Genomic DNA, 16,576 nt, shown 5'->3' with positions numbered 1-16,576 from the left:
TTGTTGACTGACGTCTGCGGTGGGACGAGGTTACAGGGCGTGTCGAAGGGCCCGTTACGCAGCGTCAGCCGGGGTGGATCCGGACTCCGCCTGCGCGGCGAACCTGGCCTTCGCCTCGTCCACCTTTCTGCCGAAGTGCACCGACGCCCACCACAGCGCCGCGAAGACCGCGCCCAGGAAGTACATGGTCGGGACGAAGACACCGGAGGCGATCAGCGCGATCTGCAGGGCCCAGCCGAGGGCCACCCCGCCGGGCCGGGTCACCATGCCGCACAGCAGCACGCTCAGCAGCATGGCGATACCGCTGACCAGCCACACCGTCGACAGGGACAGGCTCGGGTCCTTCATGGCGACGAGCCCGGCGAACCCGATGACGAAGAACTCGCCGATCAGGGTCGACGCACACAGCGTACGCATCTGCGGTCCTCAGCCCTTCCCCAGCAGCAGCCGGGCCTCGCCGACGGTGATGACGGAACCGGTGACCAGCACACCGCCGCCCGCGAACTCGCCCTCCTCCTCGGCCAGCGTGATCGCGGCCTCCAGGGCGTCCGGCAGCCGCGGCTCGACCTGCACCCGCTCCTCGCCGAACACCTCGACCGCGATCGCGGCCAGCTCGTCCGCGTCCATGGCCCGGGGGGTGGAGTTCTGTGTGACGACGACCTCGGCGAAGATCGGCTCGAAGGCCTCCAGCAGACCCCGCACGTTCTTGTCGCCGCTCGCGCCCACGACGCCGATCAGCCGGCTGAAGTCGAACGCCTCCTGCACGGCCTCGGCGGTGGCGCGGGCGCCCGCCGGGTTGTGCGCGGCGTCCAGCACGATCGTCGGAGAGCGCCGTACGACCTCCAGGCGCCCCGGCGACGACACGGCGGCGAAGGCCTTGCGGACGGTGTCGAAGTCCAGCGGTTCCGCGCGCTGCGCGCCGACACCGAAGAACGCCTCGACGGCGGCGAGGGCGACGGCCGCGTTGTGCGCCTGGTGGGCGCCGTGCAGCGGGAGGTACACCTCGGGGTACTCGCCACCGAGGCCGCGCAGCGTGAGCAGCTGCCCGCCGACGGCGATCTGCCGGTCGACGACCCCGAACTCCAGCCCCTCGCGGGCGACCGTGGCGTCCACCTCGACGGCCTTCTTCAGCAGCACCTGCGCCGCGTCCACCGGCTGCTGCGCCAGGATCACGGTGGCGTCCTGCTTGACGATGCCGCTCTTCTCACCGGCGATCTCGGCGGGCGTCTCACCCAGGCGGTCGGTGTGGTCCAGGTCGATGGGGGTGATCACGGCGACGTCACCGTCGATGACGTTGGTGGCGTCCCAGGAGCCGCCCATGCCGACCTCCACGACGGCCACGTCGACGGGGGCGTCCGCGAACGCGGCGTACGCCATGCCGGTGAGGACCTCGAAGAAGGACAGCCGGTACTCCTGCTGACCGTCCACCATCTCGACGTACGGCTTGATGTCCTGGTACGTCTCGATGAACCGCTCGGCGGAGACCGGGGCGCCGTCGAGGCTGATGCGCTCGGTGATCGACTGCACGTGCGGGCTGGTGTACCGGCCGGTGCGCAGCTCGAAGGCGCCGAGCAGGGCCTCGATCATGCGGGCGGTGGAGGTCTTGCCGTTGGTGCCCGTGATGTGGATCGAGGGGTACGAGCGCTGGGGCTCGCCGAGTACGTCCATCAACGCGGAGATCCTGCTGACCGAGGGCTCCAGCTTGGTCTCGCCCCAGCGGGTGGCCAGCTCCGCCTCGACCTCGCGCAGGGCCCGGTCGACCTCCGGGTCCTCCGGCCGCGCGGGCACGTCGGCGTGCGGCTGCCCGCCCTGGGTACGCAGGGTTCGGCTGCCGGCCTCGATCACGGCGAGGTCGGGGTCGCGGGTGGTTTCGGCCTCGATGATCTCGTCGAAGCTGTCGAGGGGCTCGGGGGTGTCGCTGGTGCCGGGGTGGTCGCTCACGGGGCCCAGTCTACGGAGCGGCAGTGACAAAGGGTGCGGTGGCTTCGGGCGCCGGTACGGGGTGGCTTGTCCCGTAGGCCGGCCGCGGGTGCGTCGTGGCTGATCCCGCCCACGCGGCGGAGCCGCACATCGGTACAGCCCCTTCCCCTTCGGGCACGCGAGGACCCCCGGTGCCTGAACGGCTCCGGGGGCCTTGGGCAGCGTACGGACGCTTACGCCTGCGGCAGGCGGTCCAGCTGGGCGCTGATGCGGGCGATGTCGTCCTCGGCCTTGGAGAGGCGCGTGCGGATCTTGTCCACCACGTTGTCCGGGGCCTTGGCGAGGAACGCCTCGTTGCCGAGCTTGGCCGTGGCCTGGGCCTTCTCCTTCTCGGCGGCGGCCAGGTCCTTCGCCAGCCGCTTCCGCTCGGCCGCGACGTCGATCGTGCCGGACAGGTCGAGCGCGACCTCGGCACCGGCGACCGGCAGGGTGGCCGTGGCCGTGAAGGAGTCACCCTCCGGCTGCAGACGCAGCAGCTGGCGGATGGCGGCCTCGTGCGGGGCGAGGGCCGTGCCGTCCAGGGTCAGCCGGGCCGGGACCCGCTGGCCGGGCTGGAGGCCCTGGTCGGCGCGGAAGCGGCGGACCTCGGTGATGACCGACTGGAGGGTCTCGATCTCCTTCTCGGCCGCCTGGTCCCGGAAGCCACTGTCCTTGGGCCACTCGGCGATGACGACCGACTCACCGCCGGTCAGCGTCGTCCACAGGGTCTCGGCGACGAACGGGACCACCGGGTGCAGGAGCTTGAGGGTGACGTCGAGAACCTCGCCGAGGACCCGCTTGCTGACCTCGGCCGGCTCGCCGCCCGCCTGGAAGACGGTCTTGGACAGCTCGACGTACCAGTCGAAGACCTCGTCCCACGCGAAGTGGAAGAGGGTGTCCGACAGCTTGGCGAACTGGAAGTCGTCGTAGAAGGCGTCGACTTCGGCGACGACCGAGTTCAGGCGGGAGAGGATCCAGCGGTCCGTCGCCGACATCGCGGACGGGTCCGGCAGCGGGCCCTCCACCGTGGCGCCGTTCATCAGGGCGAAACGGGTGGCGTTCCAGATCTTGTTGGCGAAGTTGCGGGAGCCCTGGACCCAGTCCTCGCCGATCGGGACGTCGACACCGGGGTTCGCACCACGGGCCAGGGTGAACCGGAGCGCGTCGCTGCCGTACTTGTCCATCCAGTCCAGCGGGTTGACCGCGTTGCCGAAGGACTTCGACATCTTCTTGCCGAACTGGTCGCGGACCATGCCGTGCAGGGCGATGGTGTGGAACGGCGGGGTGCCGTCCATCGCGTACAGGCCGAACATCATCATCCGGGCGACCCAGAAGAAGAGGATGTCGTAGCCGGTGACCAGGACGGAGTTCGGGTAGAACTTCGCGAGCGACTCGGTCTGCTCGGGCCAGCCGAGGGTGGAGAACGGCCACAGGCCGGAGGAGAACCAGGTGTCGAGGACGTCGGTGTCCTGGTGCCAGCCCTCGCCGGTGGGGGCCTCGTCGTCGGGCCCGACGCACACGACTTCCCCGCCCGGGCCGTACCAGACCGGAATCCGGTGCCCCCACCACAACTGCCGCGAGATGCACCAGTCGTGGAGGTTGTCGACCCAGTCGAAGTAGCGCTTCTCCATCTCCTGCGGATGGATCTTGACGCGGCCGTCGCGGACGGCGTCGCCCGCCGCCTTCGCCAGCGGGCCGACCTTGACCCACCACTGCATCGACAGGCGCGGCTCGATGGTCGTCTTGCAGCGCGAGCAGTGGCCGACGGAGTGGACGTACGGCCGCTTCTCGGCGACGATCCGGCCCTCGGCGCGCAGCGCGGCGACGATGGCGGAGCGGGCCTCGAGGCGGTCCAGGCCCTGGAAGGGTCCGTGGGCGGTGATGACGGCGTGCTCGTCCATGATCGTGATGGACGGCAGGTCGTGCCGCTGGCCGATCTCGAAGTCGTTCGGGTCGTGGGCCGGGGTGACCTTGACGGCGCCGGTGCCGAACTCGGGGTCGACGTGGGTGTCGGCGACGACCGGGATGGAGCGGTCGGTCAGCGGGAGCCTGATGAGCTTGCCGACGAGGTGCCGGTAGCGCTCATCGTCCGGGTGGACGGCGACGGCGGTGTCGCCGAGCATGGTCTCGGCGCGGGTCGTGGCGACGACGATGGAGTCGTCCCCGTCGCCGTAGCGCATGGAGACCAGCTCGCCGTCGTCGTCCTGGTACTCGACCTCGATGTCCGAGATGGCCGTCAGACAGCGCGGGCACCAGTTGATGATGCGCTCGGCGCGGTAGATCAGCTCGTCGTCGTAGAGCCGCTTGAAGATGGTCTGAACGGCCTGGGAGAGCCCCTCGTCCATGGTGAACCGCTCGCGCGACCAGGCGACGCCGTCACCGAGGCGCCGCATCTGCCCGGAGATCTGCCCGCCGGACTCGCCCTTCCACTGCCAGACGCGCTCGACGAAGGCCTCACGGCCGAGGTCGTGCCGGGACTTGCCCTCCTTGCCCAGCTCCCTCTCGACGACGTTCTGCGTGGCGATACCGGCGTGGTCCATGCCGGGCTGCCACAGCGTCTCGTAGCCCTGCATGCGCTTACGGCGGGTCAGCGCGTCGATGAGGGTGTGCTCGAAGGCGTGGCCCAGGTGCAGGCTGCCCGTGACGTTCGGCGGCGGGATGACGACGGTGTACGGCGGCTTGTCGCTCTTCTCGTCCGCCTCGAAGTAACCGCGCTCTACCCAGCGCTCGTACAGCGGCCCCTCTACATCGGCCGGCGCGTACTGGGTCGGCAGTTCGGGGTCGGGCGCGGGTGGCTGCTGCTGAGCGTTCTCGGTCACGGGGTCAGTTTAGAGGTGTCGGAGCGCCGCCCCGAAACCCAAGTCCCAGCAGGCAGTAGCTACCTGCATCCCCCTTCATCGAACACAGGTTCAACGTAGACAGGTACCGACTAGAATGTGCATGTCCACGTCACGCAAGGTTCAAGAGCAGGAGATTCGTTGAAAACCTATCGAATGGCAGCAGCAGGGGGACTTGCAGCGGCAGCCAGTCTCGTGATCACGACTCTCGCCGCTCCCCCTGCTGCCGCTGCCTGGAGGGAGTGCCCTGCCGTCTACTGGATGCACGGCAACCCGTACATCGCCGCCACCGGAGGCGGCAGCCAGACATTCACTGGCAAGAACTCTCTGGACGACGTCAGTCTCAAGGTCGAGGACACGGCGGCAGACGGGCGCAATGTAGCGGTCAGGCTGGTGACACGCCGATCGAACGGCACCGATCACTACTGGAGCTGGCACCACCTCTACGCAGGACAAGGCACAAGCCAGACCTGGTACACGACAGCATCCGATCCGGGCGGCATACGCCTGGTCTGGCGTGAGGTCGCAGTGTTCCAAGGGAGCTCTGAGCTCTCGAATTGCACCACACAACCCGAGAGAAACGACATTTGGTAGCCTGCCAGCCACTTCTGAGCCTGTCCCAGCCCTGACAGCTCTTCGCAGCGCGCCGGGCCGCATCGTTTGCATGTTTCGTAACGATGCGGCCCCCGGTGATTCAAGCTGTGGTGCCTTCCGCGAGGATTCCGTCCGAGGAACACACAACGGGAGGAACCCCAGCCATGAGCAACAACCAGCCGGGCCCGTACGGCGGGCCGCCCCAGCAGCCGGGTCCGTACGGCCAGCCGGGGCAGCCTGGGCCGTACGGCCAGCCGGGGCCCTACGGCCAGCCGGGGCAGCCGGGCCAGCCCGGCCCGTACGGCCAGCAGCCGCAGGCTCCGCAGCCCGGCTACGGCTACCCCCAGCAGGCGCCTGCGGGCCCGCCGCAGCCCGGGTACGGCTACCCGCAGCAGGGCATGCCGCAGCAGCCGAACCCGTACGGCCAGCAGCCGGGTCCCTACGGCCAGCAGCCGTACAGCATGCCGCAGCCTCCGGCTCCGGCCGGCGGCAAGAAGAAGACGGGCCTGATCATCGGCGGGGTGGCCGTGGTGGCGGCCGTGGCGGTGGCGGGGTACCTGCTCTTCAGCGGGAGCAGCAACGGCGTGGCGGATGACGGTCCGCACAAGCTGACGGCGCCGGAGGCGGTCATCAACGGGACGTACACGAAGCAGGCGAGCTCCAACTCCTCGGATCCCAGCGGCGCCGGTAAATCGGACTTCGAGAATTGGGGGGTGAAGAACCCCACGGAGGTGAGCGCCAAGTACCAGAACGGCAAGGGCCTGACCATGAAGGCTCTCGGCTTCCACGGCGTGTACGGGACCGTCGCCGACCCGGAGACGGTCGTCGACGGCTTGTTCGCCAAGGCCAAGACGGAGTCCGAGAAGGACCAGAGTGGTTCCGACACCAAGGGCAAGCTGATCGGCAGCCCCGAGACCGTCCACCCGGCAGGGTTCTCCAACGGCGTCATGAAGTGCCAGATGGCTCAGATCGACACCAGCGGCTCGTCGAGCTCGGAGTCGGGGGTGCCCAAGACCATGCAGGTGCCGATCTGCATCTGGGGCGACCACAGCACGGTCGTCACCGTCACGTCGTTCAGCGTCGCCTCTCTCGCCTCCGGCCAGGGCGGCTCGATGAGCGACGCCGCTGAGCTCACGGCCAAGCTGCGCAACGACGTCCGCGTGAAGATGTGATGTTGGCGTAGCAGTGCACCCCATCCGGCGGGGCGTCCACCGACAAGGTGGGACACCCTGCCGGACCCAAGAACTCAGCACCTAGGCCAAGCTGCAAGCGGCCGTCGCGTTATTTGTCGTTCTGATCGGCGCCTGCCGACGTGGCGGTCGCCAGCGGGACTGCACGGATGCAGATCCTGCCTCAAGAAATGACGTGTGCCCGACTGATTGTCTTCGCCGGGTGACGCACATGAGTGATGCCCGGCACCACCGGTGCCGGGCATCACTTCTGTGTGCGGTACGGCGCTACGCCGACTTCTGCTCCCCCGAGCCCCGCCCCCGCGCATCCCGAGGGATCAGCGTCGGGTTGACGTTGGACAGGACCACGTCGGCTGTGATGACCACGCGGGCCACGTCCTTGCGGGACGGGACCTCGTACATGACGCCCTGGAGGACTTCCTCCATGATGGCGCGCAGGCCGCGGGCGCCGGTCTGGCGGAGGATGGCCTGGTCGGCGATGGCTTCCAGGGCCTCGCGTTCGAAGTCCAGCTCCACGCCGTCGAGTTCGAAGAGGCGCTGGTACTGCTTGACCAGGGCGTTGCGGGGCTCCACGAGGATCTTGAGCAGTGCTTCGCGGTCGAGGTTGTGGACCGACGTGATCACCGGCAGACGGCCGATGAACTCGGGGATCATGCCGAACTTGACCAGGTCCTCCGGCATGACGTCCTCGAAGACGTCCTTGGACTCCAGCTCGCGCTTGGAGAGGATCGTGGCGCCGAAGCCGATGCCCTTCGCGCCTGCGCGGGCCTCGATGATCTTCTCCAGGCCGGCGAAGGCACCGCCCACGATGAACAGGACGTTCGTCGTGTCGATCTGGATGAACTCCTGGTGGGGGTGCTTACGGCCGCCCTGGGGCGGGACCGAGGCCGTGGTGCCCTCCAGGATCTTCAGGAGGGCCTGCTGCACGCCTTCACCCGATACGTCGCGCGTGATCGACGGGTTCTCGCTCTTGCGCGCCACCTTGTCGATCTCGTCGATGTAGATGATCCCGGTTTCGGCCTTCTTGACGTCGTAGTCCGCCGCCTGGATCAGCTTCAGGAGGATGTTCTCGACGTCCTCGCCCACATAACCCGCCTCCGTGAGCGCCGTCGCGTCGGCGATCGCGAAGGGGACGTTCAGCATGCGCGCCAGGGTCTGCGCGAGGAGGGTCTTGCCGGAGCCCGTGGGGCCCAGCAGGAGGATGTTGGACTTCGCCAGCTCGATGGCGTCGTCACGGCCGCTCGGGCCGCCGTTCTCGCCTGCCTGGACCCGCTTGTAGTGGTTGTACACCGCGACGGAGAGCGCCTTCTTGGCCGCTTCCTGGCCGACCACGTAGCCCTCGAGGAACTCGTAGATCTCGCGGGGCTTCGGGAGTTCCTCCCAGCGCACCTCGCTCGTCTCGGCGAGCTCCTCCTCGATGATCTCGTTGCAGAGATCGATGCACTCGTCGCAGATGTACACACCGGGCCCTGCGATGAGCTTCTTGACCTGCTTCTGGCTCTTGCCGCAGAACGAGCACTTGAGCAGATCGCCGCCGTCACCGATGCGTGCCACGGTGTGCTTCCCCTTCGCCTGGGAGACGCCTGGACGCTTTCGAATCCAGCGGCTCCTGGTGCTGCCTTATGTCCGACGGTACCTTGCCGGGCCCGGTGTTCGGGCCCCCCTTGGCAGGGTTCACTTTGACGTGCACCGTGCCAAGAGGGGCAAAGAGCGTGCCGCTTCGTGTCAGCGGACCGCGGCGTTGTTCAGCTTGCGGGTGGAGATGATCTGGTCGACGAGGCCGTACTCCAGCGCCTCCTCGGCCGTGAGGATCTTGTCGCGCTCGATGTCCTCGCGGATCTTCTCGATCGGCTGGTTCGAGTGCTTGGCCAGCATGTCCTCCAGCTGCTCACGCATCCGGGTGAACTCGTTGGCGATGATCTCCAGATCGGAGAGCTGACCGCGGCCGGTGGAGCCCGCCGGCTGGTGGATCAGAACGCGCGAGTTCGGCAGCGCCATGCGCTTGCCGGGCGTACCGGCGGCGAGCAGGATCGCCGCGGCGGAGGCCGCCTGGCCCATGCAGACCGTCTGGATGTCGGGCTTCACGAACTGCATCGTGTCGTAGATCGCCGTCAGGGCGGTCATGTCGCCACCAGGGCTGTTGATGTAGATCGAGATGTCCCGGTCCGGGTCCATCGACTCCAGGCACAGCAGCTGCGCCATGACGTCGTTGGCGGAGGCGTCGTCGATCTGGACGCCCAGGAAGATCACGCGCTCCTCGAAGAGCTTCGCATACGGGTCGTACTCGCGGATGCCCTGGGAGGTGCGCTCGACGAAGCGCGGGATGACGTAGCGGCTGTCGGGGCGGGGCCCTTCGTACATACCGCTGGCGGCACCGGAGAAGTTGCTCATGGGGTTCACCGTCCTGGTGGCGTTCGGGGGGCTGGTGTCTCGGCGGCGCGTGGCGCGGCCGGGCCGGTCAGGCACCGGTGCCGCCGCCTCCCGGAACACCCGAGGCATGCGTGATGATCTCGTCAATGAGACCGTACTCCTTGGCCTCTTCCGGGGTGAACCAGCGGTCGCGGTCGCCGTCGCGGATGATCGTCTCGACGGACTGGCCGGAGTGCAGCGCGGTCAGCTCGGACATGGTCTTCTTGGTGCGCAGCAGGTACTGGGCCTGGATCTTGATGTCCGAGACCGTACCGCCCAGGCCCGCGGAGCCCTGGTGCATCATGATGTCCGTGTGCGGCAGGGCGAAGCGCTTGCCGGCGGTGCCGCCGGTGAGCAGGAACTGGCCCATCGAGGCCGCCATGCCCATGCCGATGGTGATCACGTCGTTCGGGATGTACTGCATGGTGTCGTAGATCGCCATGCCGGCCGTCACCGAGCCGCCGGGGCTGTTGATGTAGAGGTAGATGTCCTTGGTCGGGTCGGCGGCGAGGAGCAGCAGCTGCGCGGTGATCTTGTTGGCGATGTCGTCGTCGACCTGCTGACCGAGAAACACGATCCGCTCGTCGAGCAGCCGGTTGTACACCTGGTCACCGAGGCCACCACCGATGGAAGGCTCGCCGGCGGCGGAGGGCATCAGATTCGTCACGTATCCACCTGCTCGTCTTGCGACGGCGCCGGGCCGTCTCATTGTTCTGCCTTTCATGGACCCTAACGCGAGGGTCCCTTCGGGGAATCCCGGAGATGGTGGTGTTCGCCGGGGGCGTAGCGCTCCGCGCGGACCGGGACCGTCCTCGCCGTCGGATGCGCGGTGCACCGGCGGCCGCGGGCCCGTTGTGGCCCGTCGCGCCCTTCCCCGTGCCCCTCGGGCCGGCTGCTGCCGCAGTACGGCACAGGCCCCCGGGAGAGACTCCCAGGGGCCTGTGTACGCGCTTCAGAGGCGCTGCGGGGCCGCTCAGCCCTCGGTGGTCTCCTCGGAGGTCTCCGACGCCTCGGCGGCCTCGGTCTCCTCCTCCTCGTCGTCCAGGTCGACGATCTCGCCGTTGGTGTCCTTCACCGTGGCGGCCTCGACCACGACGGCCAGGGCCTTGCCGCGGGCGACCTCGCCGACCAGGAGCGGCACCTGGCCGCCCTCGACGACGGCCTGGGCGAACTGGTCGGGGGACATGCCGGAGGAGGCCGCACGCCGCATGAGGTGCTCGGTGAGCTCCTCCTGGTTGACGTTGAGGTTCTCCTTCTTGACCAGCTCGTCGAGGACGAACTGGGTCTTGATGCCCTTGACCGCGGCCTCACGGGTCTCGGTGTCGAACTCCTCGGCGGTCTTGCCCTGGATCTCCAGGTACTTGTCGAGGGTGAGGCCCATCTGGCCGAGCTGGTGGTGCTCCAGGTTGTGCTTGCGGGTGTTGATCTCGTCCTCGAGCAGCTTCTCGGGGACCGGGACCTCGACCAGCTCGAGGAGCTTCTCCAGGACGCGCTCCTGGGCCTGGGTGGCCTGGTCGAACTGCTTCATGTTCGCGAGGCGCTTGCGGCTGTCGGCCCTGAGCTCGTCCAGGGTGTCGAACTCGGAGGCGAGCTGCGCGAACTCGTCGTCCAGCTCGGGCAGTTCACGGGCGGCGACCTGGGTGACCTTGACGGTGACCTCGGCCTCCTTGCCCGCGGCGGAGCCGCCCTTCAGCTCGGAGGTGAAGGTGGCCTCCTCACCGGCGGACAGGCCCTTGACGGCGTCGTCGATGCCGTCGAGCAGCTCACCGGAGCCGATGGTGTAGGACACGCCGTTGGCGATGCCGTCCTCCAGCACCTCGCCGTCGACCTTGGCCTCCAGGTCGATGGTGACGACGTCGCCGTCCTCGGCGGCGCGCTCGACCGGGGAGGTGGAGGCGAAGCGCTCGCGCAGCTGCTCGACCGACTTCTCGATGTCCTCGTCGGTGACCTCGACGGCGTCGACCTCGACCTCGATGCCGGAGTAGTCCGGGATCTCCAGGGCCGGGCGGATGTCGACCTCGGCGGTGAAGTTCAGCGTCTCGCCGTCCTTCAGCTCGGTGATGTCGACCTCGGGCTGGCCCAGCGGGCTCAGCTCGGCCTCGTTGACCGCCTCGGTGTAGAACTTCGGCAGCGCGTCGTTGACGGCCTCCTCCAGCACCGCACCGCGGCCGAACCGCTGGTCGATGACGCGGGCCGGGATCTTGCCCTTGCGGAAGCCCTTCACCGTGACCTGCTGGTTGATCTTCTTGTACGCCGCGTCGAGGCTGTCCTTGAGCTCCTCGAAGGGCACCTCGACAGTGAGCCGAACCCGGGTCGGGTTCAGGGTCTCCACGGCGCTCTTCACGGTTCGGTCTCCTTGTGGCTGACTTCTTGGGTTCTGCCGGAGCCAGACTGGTCCGGCGGATTTCGCCGCCCGGAGGAGTTCGTAGGCCGAGTGGGCCGGGACACACGGGCGCGCAGCTTGCATAGTAACCGCAGCCGGTCAGCGCCCCAAAAGGCGATCATCGCGACGTCGCGAGCCGTTGGTCGGGGTGGCGGGATTTGAACCCACGGCCTTCCGCTCCCAAAGCGGACGCGCTACCAAGCTGCGCCACACCCCGTCTGGTGCGACACGTAGGGTACATGCCCCGGACGATTACGTCGGCTGCATTCCCGCAGACGGCACGCGCGACGGCTCCGGGACCAACTCGTTGGCCTCGGCGGCGGGCGACCCGCTACGATGCCTCCAGTGCCGCGGTCACCGACCTGCGGCGCACTGTTGCGGGCGTAGCTCAATGGTAGAGCCCTAGTCTTCCAAACTAGCTACGCGGGTTCGATTCCCGTCGCCCGCTCTGGATGCCGAAGGCCCAGGTGAGAGGTTGATTTCCTCTTCCTGGGCCTTCGGCCGTCCTCAGCGCGTTCACGATCGCCTCGTCCGCCCCGTCGGCGATCTCCCGTTCACGTCGATCGGAAGTGTGCTGCCGGGCCGCGGGGATCGTTCGGTCTAGACCGTCGGGTGATCGAGCACGTTGCCGTTCGAGCAGCTGTTGGAGTGGATGGGGATGTAGTTGGCCAGGATGGGCAGCGCCGACACCTCCGCCCCTTCCAGCCCGCAGACGGATGCCGGCGCGAAGGTCCAGTTGGCGAACGGGGTCGAGGTGTTGTCCGCATGGGCGGGAGCTGCCATGGCGATGGCGGCCACGGCCAGCGTGGCGGTCATGATGATCTTTCGCATGCTCGCTCCAACGACCATGACGAACACCGGACACGGCTCCCCATGGGCGTGTCCCCCGCGTGCCCGCATCCACATGACCGCAGATCACCGGCGGCCCAGGCCGGTGATCATCGGCGTATCCGATTGTTCGACGGGTGACGGCCTCAGGGGTTCTGGAGGGTGTTCACGTCCACGCTGTACACCGAGCGCACGCCGTAGGGGACGTAGAGGGCGTCGCCCGACAGGACGGGGGCCCCGGGGGTGTCGGTGAAGCCGTCGGTGTCGCTGTCGTCGCGGCCGGGGAGCGTGCCGGTGACCCGGCCCGTGCGCAGGTCGAGGGCGGCCAGGCGGCCGTTGGGCGAGGCCACGTAGAGCCGGGTGGCGGAGGCGGTGGGCGGGCCGGGCTGTTCGACGGTGGAGTTGCTCTGCCACAGCTCGCGTCCGGTGGCCGGGTCGACAGCCCGGACGCTGCCGCTGGTGAGGGTGAGATACACGGTGCCGCGCACCAGGTAGGCGGCCGAGGCGGGGTGCGGCGCGGACAGCCGTACCGTCGTCACGACGTGCGAGTCGAGGTTGATCAGGGTCAGGCCGCTCAGCTTCTGCACGGTCGGGTCGGCGCCCAGTACCAGAGTCCGGTGTGCCTCGCCCAGCACGGCGACCCCGCCCTTGACCGTCCGCGTCCAGCGGGCCTTGCCGGTGGCGGGGTCGAGCTGGGCGATCGTGGTGCGGTCCGGGTCGCCGTGGGCGTTGATGGCGTGGCAGACCAGGTACGCCTGTCCGGCGGCGCCGGAGACCTGGCACTCTCCGTCGTCCTTCACGCCGTAGGGCATCCGGTGGTGCCAGCGGACGGTGCCGTGGGCGGCGTCGAGGAGGGCGTAGGAGTCGGAGTCCTTGCCGTAGGTGGTGAAGACGCCGGCCGGGGTCGCGACGGCGCCGCCGGTGTCCGGGCCCATGCCGTCGGTGTTGTCGGCGACGGTCGTCCGCCAGACGGCCTTGCCGGTGGCCGTGTCGAGGGACTGCACCGTGTAGCGGGTCTGGATCTCCGGATCCTTCGTCGACCCGGCGTTGCGCTCGTCGGTGCCGATGACGTACACGCCACCGGGGCGGGCGCCGATGACCGTGCCACCGTCCGGGGTCAGGGACACGGGCCTGTGGTCCATGGGCAGCGTCCAGGCGTTTCGGCCGTCGGCCAGGGCGAACCGGGCGGCCTTGATGCCGCTGCCGGCGCACACCAGGGACGTCTGCGAAGTGACACACCCGCTGAACGGACCGCTGGCGACCGCGATGCTCCGGTTCCTGCCCGCGGGGTCCCCGGCCTGCCGGTGCCAGGCGTGCCAGCCCGCCGGCAGGGCGTGCGGGGCGCCCCCGCCGTCACGGGCCAGGACGACGGTGCCGGTGGCGGCCAGGACGGCCGCTGCGACGGCGGCGGCCACCAGGGCCGCCCGGCGGCGACGGCGGGCCTGCTCGGTGGGCGTCCGGGACGGGTCGGGCCGGGCCGGGTCGAGGCCGGTGTCCGGGGCCCGGTCGGGCAGGCGGCCGTCGCGGAGGAAGCGCAGGAGTTCGTCGGGGGTGGGGCGGGTCTTGGGGTGCTTCTCCAGACAGAGGCGGACGAAGGGGAGCAGGTCGGCGGGGACGCCGTCGAGGTCGGGCTCGCGCTCGACGACCCTCGTCGCCGTCTCCCAGTGGCTCACGCTGTCGAAGGGGCCGTGCCGGGTGGCGGCGTACGCGACGACCGAGCCGAGGGAGAAGACGTCGGTGGCGGGGCCGACCTCGTGCGGGGAGGTGAACTGCTCGGGGGACATGAAGGGCGGGGTGCCCATCACCCGGCCCGTCTGGGTGAGGGCGTCGGCGGCGGTGGACTCGGCGGCGCGCGAGACACCGAAGTCGATGACGCGCGGGCCGTCGTCGGCGAGCATGACGTTGGCCGGTTTCAGGTCCCGGTGGACGACTCCGGCGCGGTGGATGTCGCGCAGCGCCTCGGCGAGGCCGGCGGCGAGTTCGCGCAGCCGGTGCGGCGGGAGCGGGCCGTGGCGGCGGACGTGGGTGCCGAGGTCCTCGCCGGGGATGTAGAGCGTGGCCATCCAGGGCCGCGGGGCGTCGGCGTCCGCGTCCACCACAGGGGCCGTGAAGGCGCCGCTGACCTGGCGTGCGGCGGCCACCTCGCGGCTGAACCGGATGCGGAACTCGTCGTCGTCGGCGTACTGGCCGTGGACGACCTTGACCGCGAGCCGGCGGCCGGAGGCGGACCGGGCGAGGTACACCACGCCCATGCCGCCGCTGCCCAGGCGGTCCTCGATCCGGTAGCCGCCGATCTCCGGCGGGTCCGTCTCGCGCAGCGCCATACCCGTGGGTCCCCCGTTGCTTCAGTTGTTCAGCGCGTTCCGCTCCGGTCGCCCCCGCACCGGTCAGAACTTGATCGAGCTGATGGAGTCCGCTATCGAGTTCAGGAAGCGGTCGATGGAGGGGGCCATGCCGGTCGAGGCGAGGAAGAAGCCGAAGAGGATCGCGACGATCGCGGGTCCTGCCTTGATACTCCCCCCTCTCAGCAGCACTACAAGGATGATCGCCAACAGCAGCACCACAGACAGTGAAATGGCCACAACTGATCACACCCTCGGTCGGTCCGCTCTCCCGGCCCGGGGGTACGGCCCGCGCACCCCCGCCAGAACCATCGTGCCACCAACCCGGCCGGCGTATGCGGCCCGTGACACAACGTCGGGCGCGGGCTCGGCACGGGGGACGCGCCTCACGGTAATTCGAGGAGGCACCCGCGGGAGCCCCCACGGGATATCGCGCGACTTCGTTTCGCTGCGCACACACCATCTGCGCAGGTAATTCGAATTGACCGCACAGGCACGACATATGCACCGATTGGCCGGGATGAACAGGACAACGGGGACGAACAGACAGCCTGCCGTGTGCCCATCATCACGTGGGTCCAGGCGTCGAGTTCGCTAAATCGGGGGTATACGAAGCCGCTAACCAGGAATGCCCGGGGGAGTTTTACGAAATCCCACAGGCGACGCTAGGGTGCCTCAGATGTTTGACGCCGCCTCGCTCCCCGGCCAGCACCGCAGGCCGCTCCCCCCGGCACAGTCGCCGGCGGACGGAGCGGCCGGTCCGCACACCCCGACGGGTGCGCAGGAGCGGCGGCCCCCGGCGGACAGACCGGGCAAACAGCGCGACGCGTTCTTCGACAACGTCAAGTACCTGGCGATCGTGCTGGTGGCGGTGGGGCACTCCTGGGCTCCGGTGAAGAGCGACAGCCGGATCCTCGAAGGCCTGTACGACGTGGTGTACACCTTCCACATGCCGGCGTTCATCATCATCTCCGGCTACTTCTCCCGCGGTTTCGACCTGCGGCCGGACCGGCTGAAGCGTCTGATCACCGGTGTCGCCCTGCCGTACGTGCTGTTCCAGACGGCTTACTCACTGTTCCGGCGCTACGTCGGCCACGTCACCGACCAGCCGTTCAACCTCTTCTCCCCCTGGTACCTGACCTGGTTCCTGTGCGCGCTGTTCGTCTGGCGCCTGCTCAGCCCCCTGTGGAAGCTGGTGCGCTGGCCGGTGCCCATCGCGCTGGGGGTCGCCATGCTCGGCTCGGTGTCCGCGGGCACGGGAGGCGGTCTCGACCTCGGCCGGGTGCTGCAGTTCCTGCCCTGTTTCGTGCTGGGCCTGTGTCTGAGGCCCGAGCACTTCACCATGCTGCGCCGCAGGTGGGTGCGGATCGCGTCGGTGCCGGTGGTCGTAGCGGCACTGGCCGTCGGCTGGTGGAGCGCGCCCCGCATGGACGTCGGCTGGTTCTACCGGGAGAGCGCGGCGCAGGACCTGGGCGCGCCCTGGTGGGCCGGGCCGCTCATGACGCTGGCGCTGTTCGGCTGCGCCGTGCTGCTGACCGCCTGCTTCTTCGCCTGGGTGCCGCGCCGCAGGATGTGGTTCACCGCTCTCGGAGCGGGCACGCTGTACGGCTATCTGCTCCACGGCTTCGTGGTGAAGGGCTGCCTCTACGCGGGCGCATTCGACTACGCCCAGCGGTACGGCCTGCTCGGTTCGGCCGCCGTCACCGTCCTCGCGGCCGCCGCCGTCACGCTGTTGTGCACCCGGCCGGTGCAGCGGGTGTTCCGCTTCGCGATGGAACCGAAGACCGAGTGGGCGTTCAGGCAGGACGCGGCCGAACTGGCCCGCGAGCGCCAGAAGAAGGAGCGCGAGAAGGTCAGCGTCTAGTCCTCCGACTCCGACTCCCCCGGGCCGAGAGGTGCGCACGTCCGGTGCGCACCTCTCGGTCGGTCGTTTCCGGGTCGGCTCGCCCGGGACCGCGCGCCGCTCCGGGCCGGCGTTGTGCGCCTGGTCGCGCGGTGCCATCATGTAATAGACACTATTCATGAGCACCTGTT

At 69.0% G+C, this 16,576-nt stretch carries 13 protein-coding genes and 2 tRNA genes; 4 read left to right on the top strand and 11 right to left on the bottom strand.

Annotation, left to right across the window (positions count from 1 at the left end; genetic code table 11):
• Positions 1–54: 54 nt before the first annotated feature.
• The 3 genes from ACWC94_RS04550 to ACWC94_RS04540 form a co-directional block, all read right to left on the bottom strand.
• Complete coding sequence (locus ACWC94_RS04550) at positions 55–417, bottom strand: DUF4233 domain-containing protein (protein ID WP_450794890.1); 363 nt, start codon at positions 415–417, stop codon at positions 55–57.
• Between the two features lie 9 nt (positions 418–426).
• On the bottom strand, positions 427–1,941 hold the full coding sequence (gene folC, locus ACWC94_RS04545) for a bifunctional tetrahydrofolate synthase/dihydrofolate synthase (protein WP_450794889.1): 1,515 nt from the start codon (positions 1,939–1,941) through the stop codon (positions 427–429).
• Positions 1,942–2,153: 212 nt separating this feature from the next.
• Positions 2,154–4,778, bottom strand: coding sequence for a valine--tRNA ligase (locus ACWC94_RS04540; RefSeq protein WP_450794888.1), 2,625 nt, complete (start codon positions 4,776–4,778; stop codon positions 2,154–2,156).
• A 279-nt stretch (positions 4,779–5,057) separates the two neighbouring features.
• Between ACWC94_RS04540 and ACWC94_RS04535 the strand changes: the two genes are divergently transcribed.
• Both ACWC94_RS04535 and ACWC94_RS04530 read left to right on the top strand, forming a co-directional pair.
• The gene (locus ACWC94_RS04535) at positions 5,058–5,390 is read left to right on the top strand and encodes a hypothetical protein (RefSeq protein ID WP_450794887.1); all 333 of its coding nucleotides are present in this window, start codon (positions 5,058–5,060) and stop codon (positions 5,388–5,390) included.
• 164 nt (positions 5,391–5,554) lie between these two features.
• Complete coding sequence (locus ACWC94_RS04530) at positions 5,555–6,562, top strand: hypothetical protein (protein WP_450794886.1); 1,008 nt, start codon at positions 5,555–5,557, stop codon at positions 6,560–6,562.
• 285 nt (positions 6,563–6,847) lie between these two features.
• On the opposite strand, the gene clpX is transcribed toward ACWC94_RS04530, so the two are convergent.
• The 5 genes from clpX to ACWC94_RS04505 all read right to left on the bottom strand — a co-directional run bounded on the left by clpX (position 6,848) and on the right by ACWC94_RS04505 (position 11,589).
• Entirely contained in the window at positions 6,848–8,134 is a 1,287-nt protein-coding gene (gene clpX, locus ACWC94_RS04525; RefSeq protein ID WP_365728501.1) for an ATP-dependent Clp protease ATP-binding subunit ClpX, read from the bottom strand.
• A 171-nt stretch (positions 8,135–8,305) separates the two neighbouring features.
• On the bottom strand, positions 8,306–8,971 hold the full coding sequence (locus tag ACWC94_RS04520) for an ATP-dependent Clp protease proteolytic subunit (RefSeq protein ID WP_450794885.1): 666 nt from the start codon (positions 8,969–8,971) through the stop codon (positions 8,306–8,308).
• Between the two features lie 67 nt (positions 8,972–9,038).
• Positions 9,039–9,644 (bottom strand): ATP-dependent Clp protease proteolytic subunit, encoded by a 606-nt coding sequence (locus tag ACWC94_RS04515; protein ID WP_450795019.1) that lies wholly within the window; start codon positions 9,642–9,644, stop codon positions 9,039–9,041.
• A gap of 318 nt (positions 9,645–9,962) precedes the next feature.
• Positions 9,963–11,333 (bottom strand): trigger factor, encoded by a 1,371-nt coding sequence (tig, locus tag ACWC94_RS04510; protein ID WP_450794884.1) that lies wholly within the window; start codon positions 11,331–11,333, stop codon positions 9,963–9,965.
• A 179-nt stretch (positions 11,334–11,512) separates the two neighbouring features.
• Positions 11,513–11,589 (bottom strand) — tRNA-Pro (locus ACWC94_RS04505).
• A 160-nt stretch (positions 11,590–11,749) separates the two neighbouring features.
• Here ACWC94_RS04505 and ACWC94_RS04500 point away from each other — a divergent pair.
• Positions 11,750–11,820, top strand: a tRNA-Gly gene (locus ACWC94_RS04500).
• 152 nt (positions 11,821–11,972) lie between these two features.
• Here the strand turns inward: ACWC94_RS04500 and ACWC94_RS04495 are convergent.
• The 3 genes from ACWC94_RS04495 to ACWC94_RS04485 all read right to left on the bottom strand — a co-directional run bounded on the left by ACWC94_RS04495 (position 11,973) and on the right by ACWC94_RS04485 (position 14,782).
• A complete protein-coding gene (locus ACWC94_RS04495; RefSeq protein ID WP_450794883.1) occupies positions 11,973–12,203 on the bottom strand; it encodes a hypothetical protein in 231 nt (76 codons plus the stop codon).
• 143 nt (positions 12,204–12,346) lie between these two features.
• Entirely contained in the window at positions 12,347–14,524 is a 2,178-nt protein-coding gene (locus tag ACWC94_RS04490; RefSeq protein WP_450794882.1) for a protein kinase domain-containing protein, read from the bottom strand.
• A 63-nt stretch (positions 14,525–14,587) separates the two neighbouring features.
• Positions 14,588–14,782 carry a hypothetical protein gene (locus ACWC94_RS04485; RefSeq protein WP_351026539.1) on the bottom strand — a complete coding sequence of 65 codons (195 nt, stop codon included), beginning with the start codon at positions 14,780–14,782 and terminating at the stop codon, positions 14,588–14,590.
• 439 nt (positions 14,783–15,221) lie between these two features.
• Here ACWC94_RS04485 and ACWC94_RS04480 point away from each other — a divergent pair, with 439 nt between their 5' ends.
• Positions 15,222–16,406 (top strand): acyltransferase family protein, encoded by a 1,185-nt coding sequence (locus ACWC94_RS04480; RefSeq protein ID WP_450794881.1) that lies wholly within the window; start codon positions 15,222–15,224, stop codon positions 16,404–16,406.
• The last annotated feature ends 170 nt before the right edge of the window (positions 16,407–16,576 follow it).

Source organism: Streptomyces sp. NPDC001135 (genome assembly GCF_053598395.1).
Note: the sequence above shows the minus strand (reverse complement) of the source record. Positions and strands in the feature narration are given on the sequence as shown.